Source organism: Pseudomonas sp. HN2, from assembly GCF_020736465.1.
In the GTDB taxonomy this organism is placed as follows: Bacteria; Pseudomonadota; Gammaproteobacteria; order Pseudomonadales; family Pseudomonadaceae; genus Aquipseudomonas; species Aquipseudomonas moraviensis_A.
Window position 1 is genome coordinate 5,557,196 of the sequence record NZ_CP085885.1, and the last position, 25,981, is coordinate 5,583,176.

20 protein-coding genes are annotated in these 25,981 nt (G+C 60.3%); 7 read left to right on the top strand and 13 right to left on the bottom strand.

What is annotated here, in order from left to right; all coding sequences use genetic code 11:
- Positions 1–4 precede the first annotated feature (4 nt).
- Both LIS66_RS24735 and gbcB read right to left on the bottom strand, forming a co-directional pair.
- Positions 5–1,146 (bottom strand): IS3 family transposase gene (locus tag LIS66_RS24735; RefSeq protein ID WP_371919907.1). Its coding sequence is split into 2 segments (ribosomal slippage): positions 5–885 and positions 885–1,146, totalling 1,143 coding nucleotides; the frame shifts between segments, so codons are not numbered across the junction.
- Positions 1,147–1,785: 639 nt separating this feature from the next.
- Positions 1,786–2,886, bottom strand: coding sequence for a glycine-betaine demethylase subunit GbcB (gene gbcB / locus LIS66_RS24740; protein ID WP_064365314.1), 1,101 nt, complete (start codon positions 2,884–2,886; stop codon positions 1,786–1,788).
- Between the two features lie 297 nt (positions 2,887–3,183).
- Here gbcB and gbcA point away from each other — a divergent pair, with 297 nt between their 5' ends.
- Positions 3,184–4,479, top strand: coding sequence for a glycine-betaine demethylase subunit GbcA (gene gbcA, locus LIS66_RS24745; protein WP_039757637.1), 1,296 nt, complete (start codon positions 3,184–3,186; stop codon positions 4,477–4,479).
- A gap of 101 nt (positions 4,480–4,580) precedes the next feature.
- Here gbcA and LIS66_RS24750 read toward each other — a convergent pair whose 3' ends face one another.
- The 10 genes from LIS66_RS24750 to LIS66_RS24795 form a co-directional block, all read right to left on the bottom strand.
- A complete protein-coding gene (locus tag LIS66_RS24750) occupies positions 4,581–5,825 on the bottom strand; it encodes a metallophosphoesterase family protein (protein ID WP_227973216.1) in 1,245 nt (414 codons plus the stop codon).
- Between the two features lie 25 nt (positions 5,826–5,850).
- The gene (locus LIS66_RS24755; RefSeq protein WP_227973217.1) at positions 5,851–7,719 is read right to left on the bottom strand and encodes a hypothetical protein; all 1,869 of its coding nucleotides are present in this window, start codon (positions 7,717–7,719) and stop codon (positions 5,851–5,853) included.
- Positions 7,720–7,916: 197 nt separating this feature from the next.
- A complete protein-coding gene (locus tag LIS66_RS24760; RefSeq protein WP_227973218.1) occupies positions 7,917–11,369 on the bottom strand; it encodes a GMC oxidoreductase in 3,453 nt (1,150 codons plus the stop codon).
- A gap of 950 nt (positions 11,370–12,319) precedes the next feature.
- Positions 12,320–12,886, bottom strand: coding sequence for a GNAT family N-acetyltransferase (locus LIS66_RS24765; protein WP_064365318.1), 567 nt, complete (start codon positions 12,884–12,886; stop codon positions 12,320–12,322).
- A 131-nt stretch (positions 12,887–13,017) separates the two neighbouring features.
- Positions 13,018–13,788 (bottom strand): electron transfer flavoprotein subunit beta, encoded by a 771-nt coding sequence (locus LIS66_RS24770; protein WP_042606636.1) that lies wholly within the window; start codon positions 13,786–13,788, stop codon positions 13,018–13,020.
- Between the two features lie 11 nt (positions 13,789–13,799).
- Positions 13,800–15,020 carry an electron transfer flavoprotein subunit alpha/FixB family protein gene (locus LIS66_RS24775; protein ID WP_042606635.1) on the bottom strand — a complete coding sequence of 407 codons (1,221 nt, stop codon included), beginning with the start codon at positions 15,018–15,020 and terminating at the stop codon, positions 13,800–13,802.
- Positions 15,020–16,969: a dimethylglycine demethylation protein DgcB gene (gene dgcB / locus LIS66_RS24780; RefSeq protein WP_042606634.1), complete on the bottom strand. Its 1,950-nt coding sequence runs from the start codon at positions 16,967–16,969 to the stop codon at positions 15,020–15,022. The genes LIS66_RS24775 and dgcB overlap by 1 nt, the downstream gene beginning before the upstream one ends.
- Before the next feature lie 209 nt (positions 16,970–17,178).
- Positions 17,179–19,239, bottom strand: a complete 2,061-nt coding sequence (dgcA, locus tag LIS66_RS24785; protein WP_042606633.1) for a dimethylglycine demethylation protein DgcA — start codon at positions 19,237–19,239, stop codon at positions 17,179–17,181.
- Between the two features lie 15 nt (positions 19,240–19,254).
- Positions 19,255–19,785: a 4-vinyl reductase gene (locus LIS66_RS24790; RefSeq protein WP_039757633.1), complete on the bottom strand. Its 531-nt coding sequence runs from the start codon at positions 19,783–19,785 to the stop codon at positions 19,255–19,257.
- Between the two features lie 103 nt (positions 19,786–19,888).
- The gene (locus LIS66_RS24795; RefSeq protein ID WP_027610650.1) at positions 19,889–20,866 is read right to left on the bottom strand and encodes a dipeptidase; all 978 of its coding nucleotides are present in this window, start codon (positions 20,864–20,866) and stop codon (positions 19,889–19,891) included.
- A gap of 231 nt (positions 20,867–21,097) precedes the next feature.
- On the opposite strand from LIS66_RS24795, the gene LIS66_RS24800 reads away from it, so the two are divergent.
- The 4 genes from LIS66_RS24800 (at position 21,098) to LIS66_RS24815 (ending at position 22,698) form a co-directional block, all read left to right on the top strand.
- The gene (locus tag LIS66_RS24800; protein ID WP_042606632.1) at positions 21,098–21,499 is read left to right on the top strand and encodes a lysozyme inhibitor LprI family protein; all 402 of its coding nucleotides are present in this window, start codon (positions 21,098–21,100) and stop codon (positions 21,497–21,499) included.
- A gap of 192 nt (positions 21,500–21,691) precedes the next feature.
- Positions 21,692–21,946, top strand: coding sequence for a type II toxin-antitoxin system RelE family toxin (locus LIS66_RS24805; RefSeq protein WP_042606631.1), 255 nt, complete (start codon positions 21,692–21,694; stop codon positions 21,944–21,946).
- On the top strand, positions 21,930–22,253 hold the full coding sequence (locus tag LIS66_RS24810) for a helix-turn-helix domain-containing protein (protein ID WP_042606630.1): 324 nt from the start codon (positions 21,930–21,932) through the stop codon (positions 22,251–22,253). Before LIS66_RS24805 ends, LIS66_RS24810 begins: the two co-directional genes overlap by 17 nt.
- Positions 22,254–22,281: 28 nt before the next feature.
- Positions 22,282–22,698 (top strand): DUF3010 family protein, encoded by a 417-nt coding sequence (locus LIS66_RS24815; protein ID WP_016772815.1) that lies wholly within the window; start codon positions 22,282–22,284, stop codon positions 22,696–22,698.
- A gap of 120 nt (positions 22,699–22,818) precedes the next feature.
- Here the strand turns inward: LIS66_RS24815 and LIS66_RS24820 are convergent, their stop codons facing one another.
- Positions 22,819–23,763, bottom strand: coding sequence for a GlxA family transcriptional regulator (locus tag LIS66_RS24820; RefSeq protein WP_227973219.1), 945 nt, complete (start codon positions 23,761–23,763; stop codon positions 22,819–22,821).
- Between the two features lie 190 nt (positions 23,764–23,953).
- Between LIS66_RS24820 and LIS66_RS24825 the strand changes: the two genes are divergently transcribed.
- Positions 23,954–24,898 carry a choline ABC transporter substrate-binding protein gene (locus LIS66_RS24825; RefSeq protein WP_227973220.1) on the top strand — a complete coding sequence of 315 codons (945 nt, stop codon included), beginning with the start codon at positions 23,954–23,956 and terminating at the stop codon, positions 24,896–24,898.
- 102 nt (positions 24,899–25,000) lie between these two features.
- The gene (locus tag LIS66_RS24830; RefSeq protein WP_064365326.1) at positions 25,001–25,888 is read left to right on the top strand and encodes a 3-keto-5-aminohexanoate cleavage protein; all 888 of its coding nucleotides are present in this window, start codon (positions 25,001–25,003) and stop codon (positions 25,886–25,888) included.
- Positions 25,889–25,981 lie beyond the last annotated feature (93 nt).

Below are 25,981 nucleotides of genomic sequence, written 5' to 3' on the forward strand. Positions count from 1 at the left end.
TTTCTCATGCTGCCAAGGCTTCCATTGCTACCGGAGTCCGATATCCGTTGTGACTGTGCAGCCTGATCCGATTGTAATAATGGGTCAGGTAGCGCAACACATCGGTACTAGCCTCATCTTCGTTTCGGTAGCCAGCCTTGGGTATCCATTCAGATTTCAAACTGCCAAAGAAACGCTCCATCGGGGCGTTATCCCAGCAGTTTCCTCGTCGACTCATGCTTTGTTTTATGCGCATGTCCGCCAGCATTTCACGAAATACTTTACTGCTGTAATGACAGCCCTGATCCGAATGGAACATTAGGTTTTCAGGGCGTCCTCGCGACTCGAAAGCCATCTTTAACGCTCGACAGGTCAGAGCTGAATCCGGACTTCTGGACATCGCCCAGCCGACGATGCGCCGGGCATGCAGATCAAGTACAGCAGCCAGATAAACCCAGTAAGTACCGGCCCAAATGTAAGTCACGTCGCCACACCACACTCGATTGGGGACCTCGACATTGAATTTACGCTCCAAATGATTGGGGGCGTATTGCGCCTCCGCACCGCTGGGTTTGTAACGATGCCTGCGCCGTTGCTGACTCTTCAACCCGAGCTCGCGCATCAGGCTACGAGCCATGTAACGACCCACCGACTCTTTTTCGTTACATAGCGCCTTTGACAGGCTGCGCGCGCCCATTGAGCCGCGACTTTGCTCATGTAATTCAGCAGCTTTGATCTTTAGGCGATTGCGCCCGTCATCTACTTTCGCCCGCTGTTTCAGACGCTCGTAATAACTGCTGCGGTTGATTCCAAATACAACGCACAACTCGGATCTTGAATATTGCTCGCTTAACTCCTCGACCAGCCTTACCGATCGAGGGAATCCGACATCAAGAGAGCTGTAGCCTTTTTTAAAATTTCCTTCTCGCGCTCAATCCGTCGAATTGTTGCTTCCAGTTCCTGGATGCGTTGTTGGTCAACGGTCATGGCCTTGGACTTCTCAGGCGTCTTGCCGCTGCGCTCCGCACGCAGTTGCTCAACCCAGCGACGCAGAGCTGTAGGGCCCACGCCCATTGCTTCGCAGGCTTCACTCACCGAATAGTCTTTATCCAAAACCAGGCAAGCCGCATCCCGTTTGAAATCTGTCGAAAAATATCGTCTGGTCAAATCACACCTCGTCTATGGGCGTAGATTACCGCCCTTTAGGGGTGTCCAGAATCATTAAGCCAGATCAGAGGGAGAGGGGACTGATTGGGGGATGCTCCAGAATTACGCCGACCTGAACGTGAAGTGTTGAATCCATAATCGACTCGGTGTCTCAGGTCGATGCAAAGCGACAGACACTTCGGTCAGCTCCCTCTCCTTGGGGAAAGGGTACTGATTGGGGGATGCTCCAGAATTACGCCGACCTGAACGTGAAGTGTTGAATCCATAATCGACTCGGTGTCTCAGGTCGATGTATAGCGACAGACACTTCGGTCAGCTCCTTCTCCTTGGGGAGAGGGTACTGATTGGGGGATGCTCCAGAATTACGCCGACCTGAACGTGAAGTGTTGAATCCATAATCGACTCGGTGTCTCAGGTCGATGCAAAGCGACAGACACCTCGGTCAGCTCCCTCTCCTTGGGGAGAGGGTACTGATTGGGGGATGCTCCAGAACCACGCCGACCTGAACGTGAAGTGTTGAATCCATAATCGACTCGGTGTCTCAGGTCGATGCAAAGCGACAGACACCTCGGTCAGCTCCCTCTCCTTGGGGAGAGGGCTGGGGTGAGGGGCGAGCCGGACGCAGCCCCTTCGCCTCACTCAGAACTCGATCCGCACGTCGCCCTTGGGCACGCTGCAGCACGACAGGATGAACCCCTCGGCCTCATCCTCCTCGGTAATCCCGCCGTTGTGCTCCATCTCCACTTCGCCGCCCAGTTTCATCACTTTGCACGTGCCGCAAATACCCATGCCGCAGGCTTTGGGGATCATCAGACCGAGCTTGGCGGCTGCTGCGTGCACGGTTTCACCCGGGCCGACGCGGATGCTTTTGCCGGACGCGATGAATTCGACCTGATGCAGATCCGCCGCGTCGACTTGCGGTGCATCGGCGGCTTGTTCGGCTTGCTCCACTGCGTCGGCACGCGCTTCCGGTGGCGTGGCGCCGAAGGATTCTTCGTGGTAGCGCGACATGTCGTAGCCAGCCGCTTCCAGCAGGCGTTTGACTGCGGTCATGTACGGCGTCGGGCCGCAGCAGAACACTTCGCGCTCGAGGAAGTCCGGAACCATCAGTTCGAGCATCTTGTGATTCAGGTAACCGCGATAACCGGCCCAGGGCTCACCGAGGCCATGCTTTTCACAGATCAGGTGCAGGCTGAAGTTGTCGATCCGCGACGCCATGTGCTCGAGTTCGCGGTGATAAATGATGTCTTTCGGCGAGCGTGCGCTGTGCACGAAGGTCATGTCGACGTTGGCGTTGGTGTCGTAGAACCAGCGCGCCATCGACATGCACGGGGTGATACCGACGCCGCCGCTCAGATACAGGACTTTCGGACTCGGGAAGTCGATGGCGTTGAACAGCCCGACCGGGCCGTGCACTGCCAGCTCCTGACCTTCATGCAGGGTGTCGTGCAACCAGTTCGAGACCTTGCCGCCCGGCACGCGCTTGATCGTTACCGAGAAGCTGTACGGCACCGACGGCGAGCTGGAAATCGTGTACGAGCGCATGATCGGCTGGCCTTCGATTTCAAGTTCGAGGGTGACGAACTGCCCCGGTTTGAAGAAGAACAGGATCGGCTGGTCGGCCATGAAGCAGAACGTGCGCACATCCCAGGTTTCCTGGATGACTTTGACGCAACGGACAATGTGTCGGCCATTGGCCCAGGTCTGGGTGGTGACCGGATTCAGGAAGCTGTTGGACATGCTGTTCTCCACGGCCGACTGTCGGCCTCATGTCGGCGATTCTGCGTATAGCGCAGAGCGCGCGTTTACCTATCCGCGACATTGACATACTTATCGCGACCAGCCCTTGAACACCGGGGCTTGCGCGTCGGGAACAGATTGCACCATGTCGCGCATGGATAAGGTTCCGCCCAGCGCCGGCCCCACACTCGCCCCAACACAAGACGACTTCTTTACACCTTGCGTAGCAACCGTTTTTGCAGCACACCTGATCAGCCACTTTCGCCGGCCACGCAGAGGGCCATGAGGATTACATCGATGGACGTCACCGCAAAAATCAGCCTGGGCGATCCGCTGGAACCCGCACGCAAGGCCACCGCGCAAATGCTCCAGGAGCGCGAGCGCACCTTTTCCCTGCCGCAGCCGTTCTACAGCGACGAGCGGCTGTTCGATATCGACATGCAGGAGATCTTCCAGAAGGAATGGTTGATCGCCGGCATGACCTGCGAGATCCCGGCCAAAGGCAATTACCTGACCCTGCAGATCGGCAAGAACCCGATCATTGTCATTCGTGGCGCCGAGGGTGTGGTGCATGCGTTCCACAACGTCTGCCGCCACCGTGGCTCGCGCCTGTGCACCAGTGAAAAAGGCAAGGTCGCCAAACTGGTCTGCCACTACCACCAGTGGACCTACGAGCTGGACGGTCGCCTGCTGTTCGCCGGCACCGAAATGGGCGCCGACTTCGACATGAAGCAGTACGGCCTGAAGCCGGTGAACGTGAAAACCGCTGGCGGCTACATCTTCATCAGCCTGGCGGAAAACCCGCCGGCCATCGATGATTTCCTGTCGACGCTCAACCATTACATGGAACCGTACGACATGGAGAACACCAAGGTGGCGATCACCACCACCTTGATGGAGAAGGCCAACTGGAAACTGGTGCTGGAAAACAACCGCGAGTGCTACCACTGCAACGCGTCGCACCCGGAACTGTTGAAAACCCTGCTGGAATGGGACGACGTCACCGACCCGCGCGCCGATCAGGCGTTCAAGGACCACGTCGCCGCGTCCGCCGCTGCCTGGGAAGCGGAAAAGATCCCTTACGCCCACGCCAGTTTCGGCTTGCGCAACCGCATCGTGCGCATGCCGCTGCTCAAGGGCACCGTGTCGATGACCCTCGACGGCAAACAGGGCTGCGCGAAGTTGATGGGCCGGATCAAGAACCCGGATCTGGGCTCGATGCGCATCCTGCACCTGCCGCACTCGTGGAACCACTGCATGGGCGATCACATCATCGTCTTCACCGTGTGGCCGATCAGCGCCCAGGAAACCATGGTCACCACCAAATGGCTGGTGCACAAGGATGCGGTGGAAGGTGTCGATTACGACGTCGAGCGCATGCGCCAGGTGTGGGACGCGACCAACGATCAGGACCGGCGTCTGGCTGAGGAAAACCAGCGCGGGATCAACTCCACCGCTTACCAGCCGGGGCCTTACTCGAAGACGTATGAGTTTGGCGTGGTCAACTTCGTCGACTGGTACAGCGAGCGGATGCTGAACAACCTCGGCGCTGAGCCTGCACCGTACCTCAAAGGCGTCCCGGTCCAGGGCTGATCAAGATCAAAAGATCGCAGCCTTCGGCAGCTCCTACAGGTGGAATGCATTCCAACTGTAGGAGTGAGCCTGCTCGCGATGGCGCCCTCACATTCACCCAATTATTTGGATGACCACCTCACACTGCCATCCTCGCCAATAAACTCCTCGAAAATCTCCTCCCCCACCAACCTGATTTTCGCGTACCCATTCAACACCCGCAGCGGATACGCCGGGTCGTTGGCGTCCTGAGTCTCCGACCACAACACCCGCGAATGCCCGTTCAGTTCGCTGGCATTGCCATAGGGAATCGCCCCGTGCCCGGCACAGCGTGCATGCAGACCGCCCAACTGCGCATAGACGATGCCGTTGTGCAGATGCCCCCAATACCAATAATCCGGCTCGCGCCCCAGCGCATCGCACACCGGTTGATACAGCGCGGTCTTGTGGTGCCCGGAAATATCGAAGCCCTGATGATGGCTGAGCACCATGAGTTTTTTGCGTTTCGGCAGGTTTTTCATCCACTGGATCTGCGGCTCGTTCAGGGTGCCGTCCATGTACAGGTTCATCGCGTCGGAGGCGTAGGCGGAATCGAGTCCGACCACCAGCCAGTCATCATTGATCAGAGCAAAATAACTGGTGCCCTGTTGCCCGGGAAATTGCCTGGCCAGTTCCTTGAAGTAGCCATGGCCGCCGCTGTACATCTCGTGGTTGGAGTTGAGGGTGAACGAGCCGTGTGAGCCCATCGGCCAACCCGCCATGTCGACGTCTTCCTGGGAATGACTGCCGGCGTAATACACATCGCCCAAATGAATGGTGAAATCGGCCTGGGCCAGTTGCATCTGGTTGGCCACCGACACCGCCGGCGCATGGCTGTCGAACGGTCCGGTGCCCCAGTCGCCGGCAATCGCCAGAGTCACGTCGCGATCCATCTGCACCACCGCCGGGTCAGCGCCGAACGTTGCGTGATGGCGCAGGTTTTCGATCCACTTCAACAGCGCCTCGCTCCACAGCAGATCGAGCAGTTCCCACTTGCGACACCCGAGCAGGCTGCCGTCCTTGAGCACCCGGGTCGCCAGTTGATCGGTGGACTGCGGCAACGGCGTGGCATTGCCGATACGCAGGATCGACAGACCATGGGCCAACTCCCACGGCACCGCCGGCTCGTCAGTCGGCAATTCGCCGTTTTTCAGCACGTAATGCGCCTGATCGTGGCCGCGCTGCAACAGCTTGATGATTGCCTGAAATTCTTGCGGCTCCAGCTCGCTGATGAGCTTCATCCAGGCCATTTCCATGCGCGTGAACAAGCCGTGAATACGCAATTTGACCTTGTCATATTCGTGTTCCAGATGACTGACCAGTGACATGGCGTAATCCTCTCTCCGTAGGGGTTCACAGGGTTTTCATGAATTCGATCAATGCGCGCTTGTCGTCGTCCGACAAGGTCGTGCCGTACAGGTGACCGCTGTTGTGGTTGCCCTCCAGGCGCGTGTCGTATTTGAAGTCCGCCGAGGCTTTGGCCTGGGCGCCGCTGGTGACGAAACCGACGTTGACCGGGTCGTAGATGTCCGAACCGGTGATGAACACTTGCGGACGTTTTTCCGGCGGTTGCAGCAAGTCCCACAACGTCGGTACCGAACCGTTGTGCAGGTAGGGCGCACGCAACCAGATGCCGTCGGTGGGCGTGTTGCTGTAGCTCTGGGTCTTGCGATACGCGCCGAAATCGAACGGCGGCTTCTTGAAGGTGTGGAATGCCGTCACCAGACCGGTGGTGAACGAGTCGAGCCGGTGCGGATCGGTGCCGAGCTGGTCGATATTGGTGGTGACCTGCCCGGTATCGGCACGACCAAAATCATGACAAGCCGCGCAGTTGGCCTCCCAGATCGGCTTGCCCTGGGCAACCCTGGCCTGATCCAGCGCCCAGGGCCACGCTGGTGCCTTGTGCCCGAGCAACCAGTTGGTCACGCGGTTGAAGCTGGGCGGCAGCACCGATTCCGGCGTCGCACCCACAGCCATCGCGGCGGCGTAATTGCGTTCGTGGATCTTGTTGTTATTGCCGTCCCAGTGCAGGTACATCGATTCCCTGGGTTTCTGGTTCCACACTTGTGGCAGGTCGACGGTGCCGATGGTCGAGTCATCCGGGAAGCCGAACACCACCATTTTCGTCGGATTGAAGGTGTCGGTGCGGCCTGGGCCCTGTTGCGGACGCAGCTTCTGCCAGGCGTAGGCCTGCTTCTGCTTGAGCAAGGCGCTTTTGGCCATCGGCATGATCAGGTAGCGGTTGTAGAGTTGCTCGAAGAAACCCAGCTGGAATTTTCCGTTGATCGCCGCCATCACCGCGTCGGTGGTGAATTTCGGATCACTGGCGCAATCGTAGGCAAACCACTGGAAGGCTTGCAGTTGCAGAGTGTTGGCCGGCGCGCTCGGCACGTTGACGGCGACGTCGCTGGCATTGGCGCGGTAGGAACCGGTGTGGCACAGCGCACAGTTCGGCTCGACGGTCGGGTAGCCGATCTGCCGCTTGGCCATGCCGATCGGCAGGTCCTTGCCGTTTTCGAACAGGAAGCCGAACACCTCCCAGCCACCGGGTCTGGGCATTTTCTCCGGGCACATCTGCGGCAGCACGGCGAACAGGTAATAGGGGATGCGCGCTTCGATGCCCAAACCAATAGCGGCATATTTGTAGTGGTCTTCGTCCGACGCGTATTGCTGTTCAGGTACGACGCGGAGCATCTGATACCAGGTTTCATAACCAATGAAGCCCAGCACCGCGACCACGATCAGCGTGCCAACCTTGAAGGCGTGACTCTGCCATTGCCGCTGCCACGCCGCGCGCCACTCGCGCCAGCCATCGCACAGCAGCGCCCATGGTCGGTTCGCCGGCGTGGTGCCGAGGTAGAGCAAAATGCCGAGGATCAGAAAGAAACTCAGATCGCCCATCAACATCGGCACGAACAGCGAGCCCTGGGTGCTGGTGTTGATCAGGTAAATCCAGAAGATCACGGCGATCAACCGCGTCAGCACGCACAGCCAGGAATGCACCACGTAGCGCGGCGCGTTGAAGCCCGACGGCATGTAGAACACGCTGATGCCGACCAGCAGCATCCCGGCGTTCTCCAGCCACGGGTCAGAGAGTTGCGGCGGCAGTCCGACCACCGATGTCAGCAAGCCCGGCGCGAACAGCGCGGGGATGGCGAACACCATGTTCATCGCAATGCCGATCCAGATGAAGCGTTGAAACCAGCGGATGTAGCTGTCCATGTCATCCATTTCCTTGTGCAGACCCTAGAAAGAAATACACAGCCTGATCGGCCACTGCGGCGAGGGAGCTTGCTCCCGCTGGGCTGCGAAGCGGCCCCAAAACCTGAGAGTGCGGTATTCCTGAAACACCGCATCTGCCGGGTTTACGACTGCTGCGCAGCCGAGCGGGAGCAAGCTCCCTCGCCACAGGGACTTCATCAGCCGAGGGCCGTTTTCTCCAGGTGTTCAAGGATGATCGGGTAGACATCGACCACCGCGTTCTTGCCGAACATGCAGTCGATATGGCCGTAGCCCGGCACCACCTGCCGGCTGTAGCGCTCCGGCCCGTTGACTTCGCACACTCGCTGGTAGGTCTTGAGCGTACTTTCCGGCAGATAACACTGGTTGTCGGCGCCGCTGATAAAGCAGATCGGCATGGTCAGCCGATCAAAGTGCGGCATGTACACATCGTTGCCTTTGAAATCCACCAGATGTCCTTTGCGCACGATCAGCGCCAGATGTTCGAAGGTCTCGATGTTCGATTCGCCGAACAATTCATGCAGGTTGTCGTGCAAGGTTTCGTTGAGGGTGTCGTGGCGATACAGCGACGCGTACATGAAGGTGATGCGGTGACACACCGGGTTGGTGCAGTAACCCTGCGCCTCGATCCTCGCGTAGCCGTTGAGGGCCTTGTCGTAGAGTTTGTTGAACCAGTTTTCCTTGCTGTCGGCGTAAGCGGTCATCGACTTGATGCCGATCGCATCGAGCATGCCCGGCAGGTGCAATCCGGCTTTCAAACCCGTCGCGGTGGCGACCACGGTGTCTGCGGCAATTTGTGAGCAGACCACCGAACGCACGCCCTGCAAACCGGCGAGCAGCGACATGAAGAAGGTCGTTGCGCCGTAGCAATGCACCACGCATTGCACATCACGGGCGTGGGTTTGCTGCTGTATCTGCGCGATGGCCGCCTTGAAGTCGTATCGGGCGATCTGATCGCCGTTCCACTCCTTCTTGCTCGCCGGCAGCAAAATGCTCACGCGAAAATCCAGCAACCACACGTCGTAATCGTGCTTGCACAGGTACTCCAGCAGGTTGGTCTGGATGGTATCGGTGGAAAAGATGTTCGACCCCACACCCAAGCCATGCACCAGCATCACCGGTCCCTTGCTCCCGGCCTGATAACGGGTCAGGCGCAGTTCGACGCCATCCTCGGTGGGGAAGAAATGCACTGCCGGGACGGGGGCATCCAATGGTCGTTTCAGCCGTGGCGGCGCGTCGGGGTTGAAGTAGATATCGCCGGCAAACACCCCGCCGTAACTTTCCCAGAGAATCCCGGCGAAGAACTTGCCGAACCGTGCCAGGCCTTCGATGCGCTCGCGCTCATTGCGTGCATTGAGCACTTTCATGGTGGTCATCTGCTTGGCGAAATCGGTCGGGTGAATGTGCATCACTCCCGAGCCGATCACTTCGCCCGACTTGTCCGGCCCGCGATACAGCGTCACGTACAGGGTGCTGGTGTCGTGCCAGATATTCAGCACGCCGTTATCTTCCGGTACGGTTTTGAAGGCGCTGAAGAAATAGTCGTTGCCGTCCTCGGCGGTCAGTTTCATGTCGTACTTCATGTGACGCGTATCCACCTGTTGCTCGAATTGCTCGAACAGGTTGAACACGCCGTTGCTGGCGGTCAGCGGCTGCGGTGACAGTGCCGGAGCGTTCACTGTGCCGACGATGGTCGCCGCGTGTTCCGGCTCCCTGATCATCCGGTTCATGTCGCTGGCGGTGATCGTCAGGGTGAAATCGATCGGCGAGTTGTCCGCCTCTCCGCGCTTGGCCGCTGCTTCATAAACTTTCAGGTCGGTGCTCTGCGCCGCCGTGAAGGCGCGGGAGAAATAGCCCTTCATGGTTTCCGTAAACTGCACGCCGAGGGTGGGCGGCGCCACCGGTTTGCGCGGCGCAGAAGGCAACGTGTAGTCGATCTGCCAGCCACGGTCGGCGGCGAGCAGGACCATGTTGCGCTCACTCACCGCAGAGATGGTCAGCAGCGGATTGACCGCCAGCGAGGTCGGAATCACCGCGCCATCGGTGACGTAGAGATTGGCGTAAACATCAGTGCCGCTGGCACCGCTGAACACCTGGCCCTTGTGATTGACCACGCCTTGCGCCGCGTCTTCACCCATCACGCAACCGCCCAGCGGGTGTACCGAAACGATGCTGTGCTTGAGCAGTTTGGTCCAGATCGGGTTCTCCACCCAGACCCCGCCCAATGCCTTGGTGCTCTGGCGCAGACGTTCGTTGCCGAGTTTGAAGTTCTCCTGCTCGCCAACACCTGGCCAATCGATGCGCAACTGATCCTTGCTGTCGAGGACCATCCGCCCCTGCCCGCTGTCATGGCTCATGATCAGGTAGGTCTGCATGTTGTGCAGTGCGCCGTAATAAGGGCCGCGCAGGAAGCTTTCGGCTTCACGTTCCTTGTACTTCAACTTGCCACTGAAGCTCTCGTCAGTGGCCACGCCGATCATCTCGGCAAACCCGGCCATCGCCGGCACCATCGGCCGCCCGAGGGCGCCGGGAATCGAGCCTTCCTCGATGACCATGCGGCTGCGCCAGTCGCCTTCGGTGCGCATGTCGATGACCGAAGTGATGCACGGGCCAACCGGGTGAAGTTCCTTGGCCGGGTGCGCACCGAAACCGATGCCGTTGATGGTCTGCTCGCAGTTGTGGCCGAAGCCGAGGATGTCGCCGTTGCCGCTCATGTTCTCGCCGAGCTGGCCGGACATCACCACGCCTTTGTCCCGGGAACGCAGGAGGATTTCGGTTGAACCGAGCGTGCCGGCAGAGACCACAACGATGTCGGCCTTCACGAACAGGGTCGGTGCACTGAACATCTCGCGACCACTGTCCAGGTACTGGAAATGCACGATCCAGCCGTCGCCATCACGCTCCAGATGCCGCACTTCGGCCTGACAGAAAATCTCCGCGCCGTGGTTCCAGGCGTCCGGCAGATAGTTCATCAGCGCGGTGTTCTTGGCTTTGTTGTTACAGCCCGAAACGCAGTCGCCGCACTGGTTGCACGGCAGCTGCTCGACGCCGACATGGTTGAGGTTGTTCGGCAGCTTGTCGAAAGTCACGTTGATAGGCGGCTTGTAGAAATGCGCGCCCTGCTGGAGGTAGTCGGCGGATTTCCTGTTGGCGTCGAGTTTCGGCAGGTTCGGTGCAGTGCTCGGGTAAGGGTTGGGCTTGAGCATCTCCCGGGCGCGGGCGTAACCGTCCTTGAGCAACGTATCACGGTGTTCCCGCACCGCTTGCGGCCAACGCGGATCGTCGAATACGCCGGGCTCCGGCTCGAGGGCAACGTTGGCATTGATCAGCGACGTGCCGCCGAGGCCGCAACCGACCACGACGTTTTGCTGGGCGTTCACGTGCAAATCGAACATACCGGTACGCGAACCGATATGCCCGTCCGGGTCATGCACCTGCAGTTCCTCGGTGGCGGCGATCATGGTGTTTGGGTATTCGCCGGGCTGGATTTCCCGACCGCGTTCAAGCAGGCACACACGCTTGCCGGCACGGGACAGGCGCGAGGCAGCAATACCGCCGCCGTAGCCTGAACCAATGACAATCACATCGTAGTGTTCCTTGAGCTCGCTGATAGGCGTTGCGATCCGTGTCATGAAGTGATTCCTCTAATCAGGCAGATGGGGCAACTCTGCGGTTGCCTGCAATCAATGGGCGAACGGGTACCTGGCCACCGGAGAAATTCCGGCGACAGCACAGCGGTCTGGCGGGTGTGGCGCGCTACAGGCGAGCGTGCTGATTGGCAGCGCGTCGGAGCGTGCGCTTGCGTGACGAGGGCGGGGGGCGGTGCGGCTGGCTATCCATCATGCGTTCTCCCAGAACCTGATGTGGATAAATGACGGCTGTCCTTGTGCCATTGCAGTGAAGACAGCACAGGAATCGAAGTCAAGGCAACTTCTTAGAACTGTATGAAATGTAATCAATTGCCATTTGGACTAAGCCGGCCGGGGCTTGCAGGGTTTGGCGAACAAGTTATCCACATAGCCACCCACAGCTAATGGGGGTAACTGTCCATGAGCCGAAAATTATCGTGCTGATTTACAAAGAAAAATCGTGACTTATGCAGAACAGGCGGTTGCGGGGGACATTGGTTGTTTTTTAATCATATCTTTGCAAGCCATGATTTTAATGGCCTGTGGAGGACAGCGAACATGTTATCCACAGAAGCGCCAACAGAGTTCGGGGGTAACTTTGCGGCGCCTGTGGAAAAATGCTCGAACGTGCGAATAACCAGGGCTTACAAATGAATTCGAGGCTGAAAAGCGTAAAGCGATCAAATATTGACCAATGCAGTGAAGGGCTTGGTTTATAAGGCTCCCAGCGGGCAACGAACATCTTATCCACAGAAGCACCAACAGAGTTTGGGGGCAACTTGCGGCGTTATCCCGCAGAAAAACCTCATAAAAACCGTAAGTTAGGCTGGTTGGTTTTTGATCTGCGGGCTGCAGGCCACGGCTTACTTGACCTGTGATGAAGGGCCAACACGTTATCCACAGACTGACCAACAGGGATTGTGCGTAACCGCTGTCCGGTGGATAACCCAACGCTAAGCGCGGTGCATCAGATAGGCTTCTCCGGTTACCCGAATCAGCGGATGCGGCGTGACCTGGCAAGTCTTGATGATGCGGAAGCCATGGCGCTCATAAAATCGCCGCGCACCGGTGTTGGCTGCGTAGTCAATCAGGCTCAGGCCGTTTAGCGCCATCTGATCAGCGCGCGCCTGAGCATGCTCGAGGAACTGCACACCCAGGCCCCGATTGCGCCAGCCTTCATGCAGCGCCAGGCTGGAGATGTACAACGAATCGGGCACTTCCATATCGGCGTACGGTGCCAGCACCGGATCAGTGGACGGCGTGTGCTCGGGATCCTCGCGCATCGCATAACTGTGCATCATGCCAACGACCCGGTCTTCGGCCTCAGCGACCATGCAGTTCTGCCAGGAGAAATCCACATCGTCGCGGGCATAACGGCGCTCGCCGACATCCAGCAGCGCCTCCCCAGGCTCCGCCAACTGGCTCCAGATGTAATCCGAGGCGCCTTCCGAGGAAATCTGAAACAGACGCGCAATGTCGCGCGCATCCGAGCGCCGGGCAGGGCGAAACTTGACGGTCATTCAGTTGACTCCTTGTGGGGTGAGTGGCTTTTTACCCTGCGTTTGAAACCGGCCGCAAACAGAAGCGCCAGGTTTTTCGTGTCAACCAATGACAGCTGTCGGCGCGCCCCTACGAGCATTGGTTGCGGGGGTCAGCGGACCACGCCTTCCTCGATCAGCAACTTGAGGATCGCTTCGGCACCGGCCTGTGGGGTGATGCCCTTGAGCACTTGCCCGCCGCCGCCACTGGCTTTGGCGGTCGCAGCCTTCATGCGGTCGGCGCCGCTTTTGGCTTTGATCACTTTCAGGCGTTTGGGCCGTGGTTTGGCCGGTTGCAGAGTGGCGACAGACAAGAGCTCATCGTCGACGACTTCAACCTCATCAGCCTCCAGAATCCCTCGCTGTGCCGGGCCATATGCACTCTGCCGAGGTTTCGGCGCGGCGTTATCCACAGTGGCCAGAAACGGCAATTTGACCTTCAGGCGCCGCCGCTGCCCACGCGGCAACGCTTGCAGAACCAGCGCCGAGCCATCATTGATCGATTCGACCTGCGCCAGGCCGACCACCAGTGGCCAGCCCAGACCTTCCGCCAGCAGGAACGGCAACATCCCCGAGCCTTCACCGGTTTCCGCCTGACTGCCGGTCAGCACCACTTGCGCCCCGGCATCGCGCAGGTACGCGGTCAGCGCCGGCAAAGCGTCGGCGCCAACGGGTTGTTCCAGCACATGCAGCTGTTCCAGGCCCATGCCCAGATAGGCACGCAGTGCCGGTTCGGCGATGTCGCCGGCGTGCAGCACTTGCAGGTTATCCCCAGCCAGTTGCAGACCCAGTTCCACTGCGCGGGCATCCTGATCGGCGCGGCGCGGGCGGCCCGAAGTGGGGTGGGCGCCGATGGAGACGAGGCTGATCACGTTGGTGCTCATAACTGTTTTCCTTATGCCGCGTCGCGTCGGCCGTCGTTGCGGTAGGCCTCTACCGCCTCGATCAGGGCCTGCAGAATCTCTGCGCTTTCGCCAATCACCGAGAGGTCGGCGCGTTTGATCATGTCGCAACCCGGATCAAGATTGATCGCCACCACCTTGTCGCAGGCACCGATGCCTTGCAGGTGCTGGATCGCCCCGGAAATACCCACCGCGACGTAGACTCGGGCGGTGACCCAGGTGCCGGAGGCGCCGACCTGGCGATCGCGGGCCATGAAGCCATCGTCCACCGCCACCCGCGAAGCGCCTTCGGTAGCGCCGAGGGCTGCCGCCGTTTCATGAAACAGCGCCCAGTCCTTCACGCCATTGCCGCCGGAGAAAATGAACTCGGCCTCGGCCATCGGGATCGCCGCCGGATCCACCGCCACCGCGCCGAGATCTTCGATTCGCGACAGGCTGCGCGCGACGCTTGTGGATAACTCCACTGGCAACGCTTCGTGACGGGTTTCGCTGACCGGTTCTGCGCATTCGGCAGCGGCGAGAATCAACCGCGCCACTGGACGCGCCAGGTCTTGCAATCCGGCGCCGGCGCGGCCGATGCACTCCTGATCCTTGACCTGCCAGACCCGCGTGGCCGGGCGCTCGCCCAGCGCTGCAGCAAAGCGTCGGCCGAGTTCGCCGCCACCGCTGCGACTGTCCGGCAGCAACCAGTGACGCGGGTTGAACTGGTTATCCACAGCGCGCAAGCCCTGCACCCGTTGTTCCGGTGCATAACCGCTGAACTGCTCGCCTTCGAGCACCAGCAGCCGATCGACGCCGGCGGTTTCGAACGTGCTTTCCTTGTGCTCGCCAAAAACTACCGCCAGCACCGCACCGTCCGTGCCGGCCAGCTGATGAGCGAGGCCGAGCAGATCGCGATCGTGGCTGCTCAGGCGGCCGCCGACCATATCCGGCACCACGCTGATGTAGAACGCCGGAGCCGGTACCTGATGCAGCGGCAATTGCACTTCCACCGTGGCCGAGCGTTTGACCGCCCCACCCTGTTGCGCGCCGCTGCGGTCGATCCGCTTAAAGCCGTTGGGGCCGATAAAACCCATGCCGTGGGGGTTCTTGCGGATGACGCCATTGGGCCCCATCCAGCTGTGTTGCGCCGGTTGCATCGCCGCGTGCAGCGGATGCAGACGGTTACGCGCGATCCATTCGGCGCGCGGGTCGCGGCGGATAATGTCGCTCATCAATGCACCTCCGCAGGTTCACGTTTGGCCGGCGTGGCAGGCTTGCCTGGCGCGGCGTCTTCGAGCAGCGCGTCGGCCACCAGTTCGGCGATGTCCTTGATCAGCGGACGCGGTTCGACCACGCCTTCGAGCATCGCCGTGCACTGTGGACAACCCACCGCCACCAGCTCGGCGCCGGTTTCGCGGATGTCTTCCATGCGCATGTCGGGGATGCGCTGTTTGCCCGGAATGTCGGTGATCGGCGCGCCACCACCGCCGCCGCAGCAGCGCGAGCGGAAACCGGACCGTTGCATCTCTTTGACTTCGATGCCGAGCGCACGCAGCACTTCACGCGGTGCTTCGTACTCGCCGTTGTAGCGGCCCAGGTAGCACGGATCGTGATAGGTCACGCTGTTGCCTTTGTGCTGCCCGAGGTTGAGCGCGCCGGCCTGAATGATCTCGGCCATGTAGGTGCTGTGGTGCTGCACCAGGTAGTTGCCATCGAAAGCGCCGTACTCGTTTTTCAGCACATGGAAACTGTGCGGATCGCAGGTGACGATGCGGTTGAAGCTGTATTTGGCCAACGTCTGGATATTGCGTTTGGCGAGCAACTGGAAGGTCGCTTCATCGCCCAGACGCCGGGCGACGTCGCCGCTGTCACGCTCTTCGAGACCGAGCACGGCGAAGTCGATTTTTGCCGCTTTCAACACTTTGACGAAGGCGCGCAAGGTGCGCTGGTTGCGCATATCGAAGGCGCCGTCGCCGACCCAGAACAGCACGTCGGTGGATTTCTTTTCGCTGAGCATATTGAGGTTCAGATCCGCCGCCCAGTTCATCCGCCCGCCCGGGGCGAAACCGCCGGGGTTGTCGGTGGCGATCAGGTTTTCGAGGACTTCGGCGCCCTTGTTCGGCGTCGCGCCTTTTTCCAGGGTCAGGTGACGGCGCATGTCGACGATCGCGTCGACGTGCTCGATCATCATCGGGCATTCCTCGACGCAGGCACGGCAGGTGGTGCACGACCAGAGGGTTTCGGCGTCGACCAGACCGTTGACGATCGGTTGATGCGGATTGCCGCCATGCTCGCCAATCGGTTTGCCTGGATACGGGCTGCCGGCGAATTTGGCGTCGGTGCCGCCAGCGAGGCCGACGACCATGTCCTGAATCAGTTTTTTCGGATTCAGCGGCTGGCCGGCAGCGAAAGCCGGACAGGCCGCTTCGCACTTGCCGCACTGCACGCAGGCGTCGAAACCGAGCAACTGGTTCCAGGTGAAATCCTTGGGTTTTTCCACGCCCAGCGGCGCATCGGGATTGTTCAGGTCCAGCGGTTTCAAACCGGTCGAGCGACCGCCGCCAAAGCGTTCCGGACGGCGATGCCAGGCCAGGTGCAACGCACCGGCAAAGGCGTGTTTCATCGGCCCGCCCCAGGTCATGCCGAAGAACAGTTCCGTCACGCCCCACAACACGCCAACGCCGAGAATGGCTGCAAGCACCCAACCACCGAAGTTCGCCGGCAGGATCCCGGCCACTGGCAGGGTCACCAGGAAAAACGACGCCGAGAACGCCAGCAGGCTTTTCGGCAGGCGCATCCACGGGCCTTTCGACAGACGCGCAGGCGGATTGACCCGACGCAGGTACATGAAGATCGCGCCGACGAACATCACCGCCGACATCAGCAGCAAGGCGTAGCCGAGGATGCGGTTATGCAGACCGAAACCGTGCACCAGCAGCGCCAGCACAATCGACGCCACCGCACCGCCCGCTGTAGCGACGTGGGTGTTGGCGATGTATTTGTCCCGCGCCACGACGTGGTGCAGGTCGACCATGTAGCGCTTGGGCATGGCCAGCAGACCGCCAAGCAGATCGACCTTCGCCGCCCGCCCCCGGCGCCACATGTTCATCCGCCGCAACGCGCCGAGGACAGCGAGGCCCAGAGCAGCGAACAACAAAATTGGAAGAAGGGTGTTCAACATGGTGAAGCTCCCAAAGACCTCGGGGTCATTTGTGCGCTGGCAAGAGCAACGCACCTACCTGTGGCGAGGGAGCTTGCTCCCGCTGGAGTGCGAAGCGCTCCCACTACCGTCGCCGGTATATGCCTGATACACCGTGACTACAGATTTGGGGCCGCTTCGCAGCCCAGCGGGAGCAAGCTCCCTCGCCACAGGTGATCGTGGTGATGTCGTCAGAAATCCTTGCACAGTCGCAGGGCGTCATAGATCGCGGCGTGGGTATTACGCTGCGCCACGCAGTCGCCGATGCGGAACAGCAAGTAGCCGTCACCCGCCTCGCTCAGCGAAGGCTGCGGCTGGATCGCGAACAGCGCTTCGACGTCGATCTGGCCCTTGTTGCGCGAGCCGTCCTTGAGGGCGTAGTAGATTTCCTCGTCCGGGCGCACGCCGTTTTCGACGACCACCTGATCGACCACCCGCTCCTCTTTCGCGCCGGTGTATTCGTTCTCCAGTACCGCGATCAGCTTGTCGCCTTCGCGGTAGACCTTTTCCAGCATCATGTCGCCGGTCATGATCACTTCTTTCGGGTACATGCTGCGGTAGTAGGTCGGGAACGACGTACCGCCGATGGCCACGCCCGGCTTGATGTCGTCGGTGACGATCTCGACCTGGCTGCCCTTGTCGGCGAGGAAGTCGGCGACCGACATCCCGGTGAACTCGCAAATGGTGTCGTAGACCAACACGTTCTTGCCCGGCGCGACTTTGCCGTCGAGCACGTCCCAGCTGCTCACCACCAGCCCTTCGGCCGCGCCCCAGTGTTCGTTCTGCTCGAGATACGGATGACCACCGACCGCCAGCACCACGACATCCGGACGCAGGTCCATGATCGTATCGGCGTCCGCCGCCGTGCCGAGGCGCAGATCGACTTTCAGCCGCGCCAGTTCCAGCTGGAACCAGCGGGTGATGCCGGCGATCTGATCGCGCTGCGGCGCTTTCGATGCAGTAGTGATCTGCCCACCGATGAATTCTTTCTTCTCGAACAAGGTCACGTCGTGGCCACGTTCGGCCGCCACACGCGCAGCTTCCATCCCGGCCGGGCCGGCACCGACCACTACGACTTTGCGTTTCGGCCCAGTGGATTTCTCGATGATGTGCGGCACGCCCATGTATTCACGGGACGTCGCGGCGTTCTGGATGCACAACACATCGAGACCTTGATACTGGCGGTCGATGCAATAGTTGGCGCCGACGCACTGTTTGATCTGGTCGATCTGGCCCATCTTGATCTTGGCGATCAGGTGCGGGTCAGCGATGTGCGCGCGGGTCATGCCGACCATGTCGACGTAACCGCCCTCGAGAATCCGCGTAGCCTGGTTCGGGTCCTTGATGTTCTGTGCGTGCAGCACCGGCACCTTGACCACTTCCTTGATTCCGGCGGCCAGATGCAGGAACGGCTCCGGTGGATAACTCATGTTCGGAATCACGTTGGCCAGGGTGTTGTGCGTATCGCAACCCGAGCCGACCACGCCGATGAAATCGAGCATGCCGGTGTCGTCGTAATACTTGGCGATCTGCTTCATGTCCTCGTGGGACAAGCCGTCCGGGTGGAACTCGTCACCGCACAGGCGCATGCCGACGCAGAAATCGTCACCAACCTCGGCGCGCACGGCTTTGAGCACTTCCAGACCGAACTTCATCCGCCCTTCGAAGCTGCCGCCCCACTCGTCGGTGCGCTTGTTGACGCGCGGGCTCCAGAACTGGTCGATCATGTGCTGGTGCACGGCCGACAGCTCGACGCCGTCGAGGCCACCGGCCTTGGCCCGGCGCGCAGCCTGGGCATAGTTGCCGATCACCCGCCAGATCTCTTCCGGCTCGATGGTCTTGCAGGTTGCGCGGTGCACCGGTTCACGGATGCCCGACGGCGACATCAGGGTCGGCCAGTTGAAGCCGTCCCAGCGCGAGCGCCGGCCCATGTGGGTAATCTGAATCATGATCTTGGCGCCATGCTTGTGCATGGCGTCGGCCAGATTCTGGAAGTGCGGAATGATCCGGTCGGTGGACAGATTGACCGAACTCCACCATTCCTGCGGGCTGTCGATCGCCACGACGGACGAACCGCCGCAGATGGCCAGGCCGATGCCGCCCTTGGCCTTCTCTTCGTAATACTTGACGTAACGGTCGGTGGTCATGCCACCGTCAGTCGCGTAGACCTCGGCGTGCGCGGTGCTGAGCACGCGGTTGCGGATGGTCAGTTTGCCGATCTGGATCGGCTGGAACATTGCTTCGAAAGCCATGGGACGGTCCTCGGCTTACAACGGCTTGACGATGAACAAGCCGTCATCGTGGCCCTCTTCGGAGCCTCCGTAGACTTGCTCGGCCACAGTACGGATCTTGCTGCCACGGGCTTCGAGAATCTGGTCCATGGCACCGGCAAACCAGCCGGTGAACATGTAATCGACCTTGCGCCCGACCTTGCCGTAGACATAGACGAATGCCGAGTGCTCGAGCTTGACGCTGGCGGTGCCCTTGTCGAGGTCGATGTCCTGGATCTTGAACAGGCCCCAGCCGCGTTGCGACAGGCGCTTCATGTAGTGCTCGAACACCGCGACGCCTTCCAGGCCGTGGCATTCGGCTTCCTTTTCACACCAGTGCCAGGCGGATTTGTAGCCGGCCTTGTAGAGGATTTCCGCATAGGCTTCGGCGCCCAGCACTTCCTCGATGCCCATGTGGTTGTTGACGAAGAAATGCCGCGGCACATAGAGCATGGGCAAGGCGTCGGAGGTCCAGACACCGGTCTCGCTGTCGACTTCGATAGGCAATTGCGGGGCGATCTTGGCCATGGAAACTTAACTCCAGAAAAATTATGGTTCAGTGGTGGCCGCGGCCCTCACCCCAGCCCTCTCCCGCAGGAGAGGGGGCAGTTCGGCGGCGGTCGTGAAAGCGTTATTCGCCCCAGACGTCTTTGAGGACGTTCACCCAGTTCTCACCCATGATCTTGCGCACCACACGTTCGGAATGACCGCGCTTGAGCAGGGTTTCGGTTAGGTTGGGGAATTCGCCGACGGTGCGGATGCCCAGCGGGTTGATGATCTTGCCGAAGCTGGTCAGGCGGCGGGCGTAGCCCTTGTCGTGGGTCAGGTATTCGAAGAAATCCTGGCCGTGACCCTGAGTGAAATCGGTGCCGATGCCGATGGCGTCTTCGCCAACGATGTTCATGGTGTATTCGATGGCTTCGGCGTAATCGTCGATGGTCGAATCGATGCCCTTGGCGAGGAACGGCGCGAACATGGTCACGCCGACAAAACCGCCGTGGTCGGCGATGAACTTCAGCTCTTCATCGGACTTGTTGCGCGGGTGCTCTTTGAGACCCGACGGCAGACAGTGGGAATAGCAGACCGGTTTTTTCGATTCGAGGATGACCTCTTCGGAAGTCTTGGAACCGACGTGGGACAGGTCGCACATGACGCCGACGCGGTTCATCTCGGCGACGATCTCGCGACCGAAACCCGACAGGCCGCCGTCGCGTTCGTAGCAACCGGTGCCGACCAGATTCTGGGTGTTGTAGCACATCTGCACGATGCCCACGCCGAGCTGCTTGAACACCTCGACATAGCCGATCTGGTCTTCGAAAGCGTGGGCATTCTGGAAGCCGAAGAGGATGCCGGTCTTGCCCTGTTCCTTGGCGCGACGGATGTCGGCGGTGGTGCGCACCGGCATCACCAGGTCGCTGTTTTCACGGATCAGTTTCTGGCTGGCAGCGATGTTGTTCACGGTCGCCTGAAAGCCTTCCCACACCGACACAGTGCAGTTGGCTGCCGTCAGACCGCCCTTGCGCATGTCTTCGAACAGCTCGCGGTTCCATTTGGCAATGATCAGACCGTCGATAACGATGCTGTCGGCGTGTAATTCGGCTGGGCTCATCAGGCGTCCCCTTATTGGCGATTCGTGCGCCGAATCGTCTGCCGGCGCTTTGGGGCCAGCATATGCCTCGGTGCCGGGGCGACCGGGTGCAAAAACGACAGGGGAATTGCCGAAAGCGTCAATCCGCGACAAAGGGTCGTCAGCCGCCCTCCTCGGCCGGCTGTTCAAGCCCGCGCGCTTGCGCCAGAATCTGCCGCAGCCTGCACCTACCCACGGATTAGAGCGACCCCAATGAAATCGATCTTCCTCGCCCTGGCACTGATTGCGACCGGCGCCCACGCCGCCGAAGAATCCGAGAACAACCCGTGCGACGCGGTGGAAAACGACATCCAGACCCTGGAATGCTCCGCCTACAGCCGCACCACCGCCGAAGACCTGCTTAAAGACAACTACGCCAGCCTCAACGAACGCATGCAGACCGCGTACGGCAAGAACCCGACGCAACTGGCCGACATCACCGCCAAACTGAAAACCGCCCAGCAGCAATGGCTGAAAACCCGCGATGCCGATTGCGCGGTGGAAGCCTTCCCGGCGACGGCGGGGAGCAAAGCGTTCACCATTGCGCAGAATGATTGTGTCGCGCGGATGAGTGACGAGCGGTCGGAGTTTTTGGAGTCGATTGGGCAGGAGTGATCGAAATTTTAGAAGGCTACCGCGGCCTCATCAACGGAACTTCTTGCTGAACCATTGCGATCGGGCCGACACCCTTCGCTTTGATAGCGAAGAATGAGGCGCCCACGCAATATGCCGACACGCCTTGTTTATTGGTCACTGGAAAAATATAAGCAAAGATTAGCGAATCTTATAAAAGACTTATATTCTTCTATGAACAGCATCCACTGGACTCGCAAAGCTGTTAAGCAGCTTTTGAAATTGCATTCCGTGCACCAAGGGAAGGTTCGCGACGCCGTCACGGCGCTTGCCGACATGCCCGATGTTGGCAACGTAAAAGCATTGGTTGGTCATGACTACGCTTACCGGCTGCGTGTCGGCAATTATCGAATCATGTTCGACTGGGATGGCGCAATCAAAGTGGTCAGTATTCAAGAGGTCAAAAAACGTGATGAACGCACCTACTGACGTTCAAATAATCAATGACGCTGAGGGTAACCCTGCATTCGTGGTTATCCCCTACGCTCAATACGTCGCGCAGAAAATACAGCCCGATCTGATTCCCCATGAGGTGGTCAGTCGTATCGTTGACGGCGCAACACCGATCCGCGCATGGCGCGAACATCTCAACCTGACTCAGGAAGAAGTGGCGAAGCGCATGGGCATATCGCAACCGGCGTTTGCCCAGCAGGAGACAGTCGCCAAGCCGCGCAAGGCCACCCGCGAGAAAATTGCCGCCGCGTTCGGCATCACCGCCAGTCAGCTTGAGCTGTAGGCTGCCCTCTTTTTCCAAAGGAATTCCCATGAACATCTGCGGCATTGAAATCAAAGGCAGCGAAGCGATCATCGCCGTGGCTGCGCTCGACGGTTCGACGTTGAGCCACGTCCCTCTCGCCACGAAAAAGATCGCTCTCGATGATGATGACGAGGCGGCGAACGTGCGGCGGTTCGCGGCGCAGGTGGCGTCGTTCGTGCGGGAGAACTCGGTGGACCGGATTGCGATCAAGAAGCGCAGCAAGAAGGGTGAGTTTGCCGGTGGGCCGACGACGTTCAAGATTGAGGGGGTGTTTCAGCTGCTCGATGGTTGTGAGGTGACGCTGTTGTCGCCGCAGACGATCAATGCACAGGCCAAGAAGCACAATTTCGAGCTGCCGGGGACGTTGAACAAGTATCAGCATGAGGCTTACAAGGCGGCGTGCTCGGCGTTGGTGAAGAAATAATGTCGATCGAATTGTAGGAGTGAGCCTGCTCGCGATAGCGGTGGGTCAGTCCCACACATGTGAGCCGATAGACCGCTATCGCGAGCAGGCTCACTCCTACAGGGGTTTTGTGTGCATCACTCAGGCCTGCGCGGTACGCCGATCCTCGCGCGGGCAACGGGCAAATTTGGCGCGATAGCTGCGGGTGAAGTACGACGGTGATTCAAACCCGCAGGCAATGCTGACCTCAAGCACGCTCATGTCGGTCTGACGCAACAGCTGCCGGGCCTTTTCCAACCTCAACCGCAGATAGAAATTGCTCGGCGTGTCGTTCAGGTGCAGGCGAAACAAGCGCTCCAGCTGCCGTCGCGTCACCTTGATCGACTCCGCCAGTTGCAGCGTGCTCAGCGGCGGTTCGCTGTGCTGCTCCATTTCGCCGATCACCTGCACCAGTTTCTTGTTGCTGATGCCGTAGCGTGTGGCGACTTCCATGCGCTGGTGGTCTTTGCGCGGGCGGATGCGCCCGAGCACAAACTGCTCGCTGACCTGAATCGCCAGTTGCGGGCCGTGGGCCTGGGCGATCAGATCGAGCATCAGATCAATCGACGCCGTGCCACCCGCCGAAGTGATCCGCCGCCGGTCGATCTCGAACAGTTCCTGGGTGACGCTGAGCTGTGGATAAGACTCCTTGAACGCATCGATCGCCTCCCAGTGCAGGGTCAGGCGATGGCCATCAAGCAGACCCGCTTCGGCGAGAACGAAGCTACCGGTGTCGATCGCGCCGAGGGTCACGCCGTCCTTGTCCAGCCTGCGCAACCAGTGCTCCAGCGTCGGCGTGATGGATTTCAGTGGTTCGAATCCGGCCACCACCAGTAACGTCGCGCCTTTTTTCAGCGGCTCCAGAGCCGCATCGGCGTTGACCGACATGCCGTTGCTTGCCAGTACCGCGCCGCCATCGGCGCTGAGCACATGCCAGCGGTACAGCTCGCCACGAAAGCGGTTGGCCACCCGCAGCGGTTCGATCGCGGAGATAAAGCCGATGGCGGAGAACCCCGGCATCAGCAAAAAGTAGAAATCCTGGGACATGGGCGCACTCGGTTGGCGGACGCGTGGCTCGTTGATACGCCGATTGTCGGCGGCGTTCAAGCGTGCAGGTCGCTACAGTGCAAATGCCAGTCGCCGCAGTGCGCTTTCACGGGCGTATAGCTGCGTAACTTGGCATCACCGGCGCGCAGATGCCGGGAACCACAATAATCGAACTGCCGAGGAACCCGACATGAAACGACTGATCAGCAGCTGCGTTCTTGCACTCAGCGGTACCGCTTTCTTCAGCACCGGCGTGATGGCGGCCGAACCGGCCTCCTGCAAGAACGTACGCATGGGTGTGGTCAACTGGACTGACGTGATCGCCACCAGTGCCATGACCCAGGTCCTGCTCGACGGCCTCGGCTACAACACCAAACAGACCAGCGCCTCCCAGCAGATCATCTTCGCCGGGATCCGTGATCAGCGCCTGGACCTGTTCCTCGGCTATTGGAACCCGTTGATGACGCAGACCATCACACCGTTCGTCGAGGCCAACCAGGTGAAAGTGCTCGAGGCACCGAGCCTGAAAGATGCCCGCGCTACCCTCGCCGTGCCGACGTATCTGGCCGACAAAGGCCTGAAAACCTTCGCTGACATCGCCAGGTTCGAGAAAGAACTGGGCGGCAAGATCTACGGCATCGAGCCTGGCTCGGGCGCCAATACCCAGATCAAAGCGATGATCGCCAAGAACCAGTTCGGCCTCGGCAAATTCCAGCTCGTCGAGTCGAGCGAAGCCGGCATGCTTGCCGCCGTCGATCGCGCCGTGCGCCGCAAGGAAGCCGTGGTGTTCTTCGGCTGGGCGCCGCACCCGATGAACGTCAACATTCAGATGACCTATCTGACCGGCAGCGAAGATGCCCTTGGCCCGAACGAAGGCATGGCTACGGTGTGGACTGTCACTTCACCGAAATACGCCGAGCAGTGCCCGAACATCGGCCGCCTGCTGACCAACCTGACCTTCACCGCCGAAGCCGAGAGCCGAATGATGCAGCCGCTGCTCGATCACAAGGATGCCTTCGAGTCGGCCAAGCAATGGCTCAAGGATCACCCCGAAGACAAGCAGCGCTGGCTCGAAGGTGTGACGACTTTCGATGGCAAACCGGCCGCTGAAAATCTGCAACTGACCAGCAAATAACCCCTCACCCTGACCCTCTCCCAAGGGATAGGGAATTTAACGACGCTTCGCAGCCCCGCCACGGGCTGCGGACAGACCCATCACGCCTGAAGGAAACGCACCATGAACCACGACGTCATCATCACCTGCGCACTCACCGGTGCTGGCGACACGACCGCCAAGAGCCCGCATGTGCCGGTCACCCCGAAACAGATCGCCGCTGCGGCAGTGGAAGCGGCCAAGGCTGGCGCCACCGTGGTGCACTGCCATGTGCGCGATCCGCAGACCGGCAAGTTCAGCCGCGACGTGGCGCTGTACCGCGAGGTGATGGAGCGCATCCGCGAGGCGGACGTCGACATCATCGTCAACCTCACCGCCGGGATGGGCGGCGACCTGGAAATCGGCGCTGGCGAGCAGCCGATGGAATTCGGCCCGAACACCGATCTCGTCGGCCCGTTGACCCGTCTCGCCCACGTTGAAGAGCTGCTGCCGGAAATCTGCACCCTCGATTGCGGCACGCTGAATTTCGGCGACGGCGACACCATTTACGTCTCGACGCCGGCACAACTGCGCGCCGGCGCCAAGCGCATCACCGAACTGGGCGTGAAAGCCGAGCTGGAGATTTTCGACACCGGGCATCTGTGGTTCGCCAAGCAGATGATCAAGGAAGGCTTGCTCGACAACCCGCTGTTCCAGCTGTGCCTGGGCATCCCGTGGGGCGCGCCGGCCGATACCACCACCATGAAAGCCATGGTCGACAACCTGCCCGCCGATGCGGTGTGGGCGGGCTTCGGCATTGGCCGCATGCAGATGCCGATGGCCGCGCAAGCGGTGCTGCTCGGCGGCAACGTGCGGGTCGGGCTGGAAGACAACCTGTGGCTGGACAAGGGTGTGCTGGCGACCAATGGCCAATTGGTTGAGCGCGCCACGGAGATCCTCAGCCGCCTCGGTGCCCGCGTGCTCACGCCGGCGGAAGGCCGGAAGAAAATGGGCCTGACCCAGCGCGGCTAACGAGCGCACCTCAAAACCCTGTGGGAGCGAGCCTGCTCGCGAAGAGGCCGGTACATCCGAAGCATCTTCATCCGCAGAGCCAGCGCATTCGCG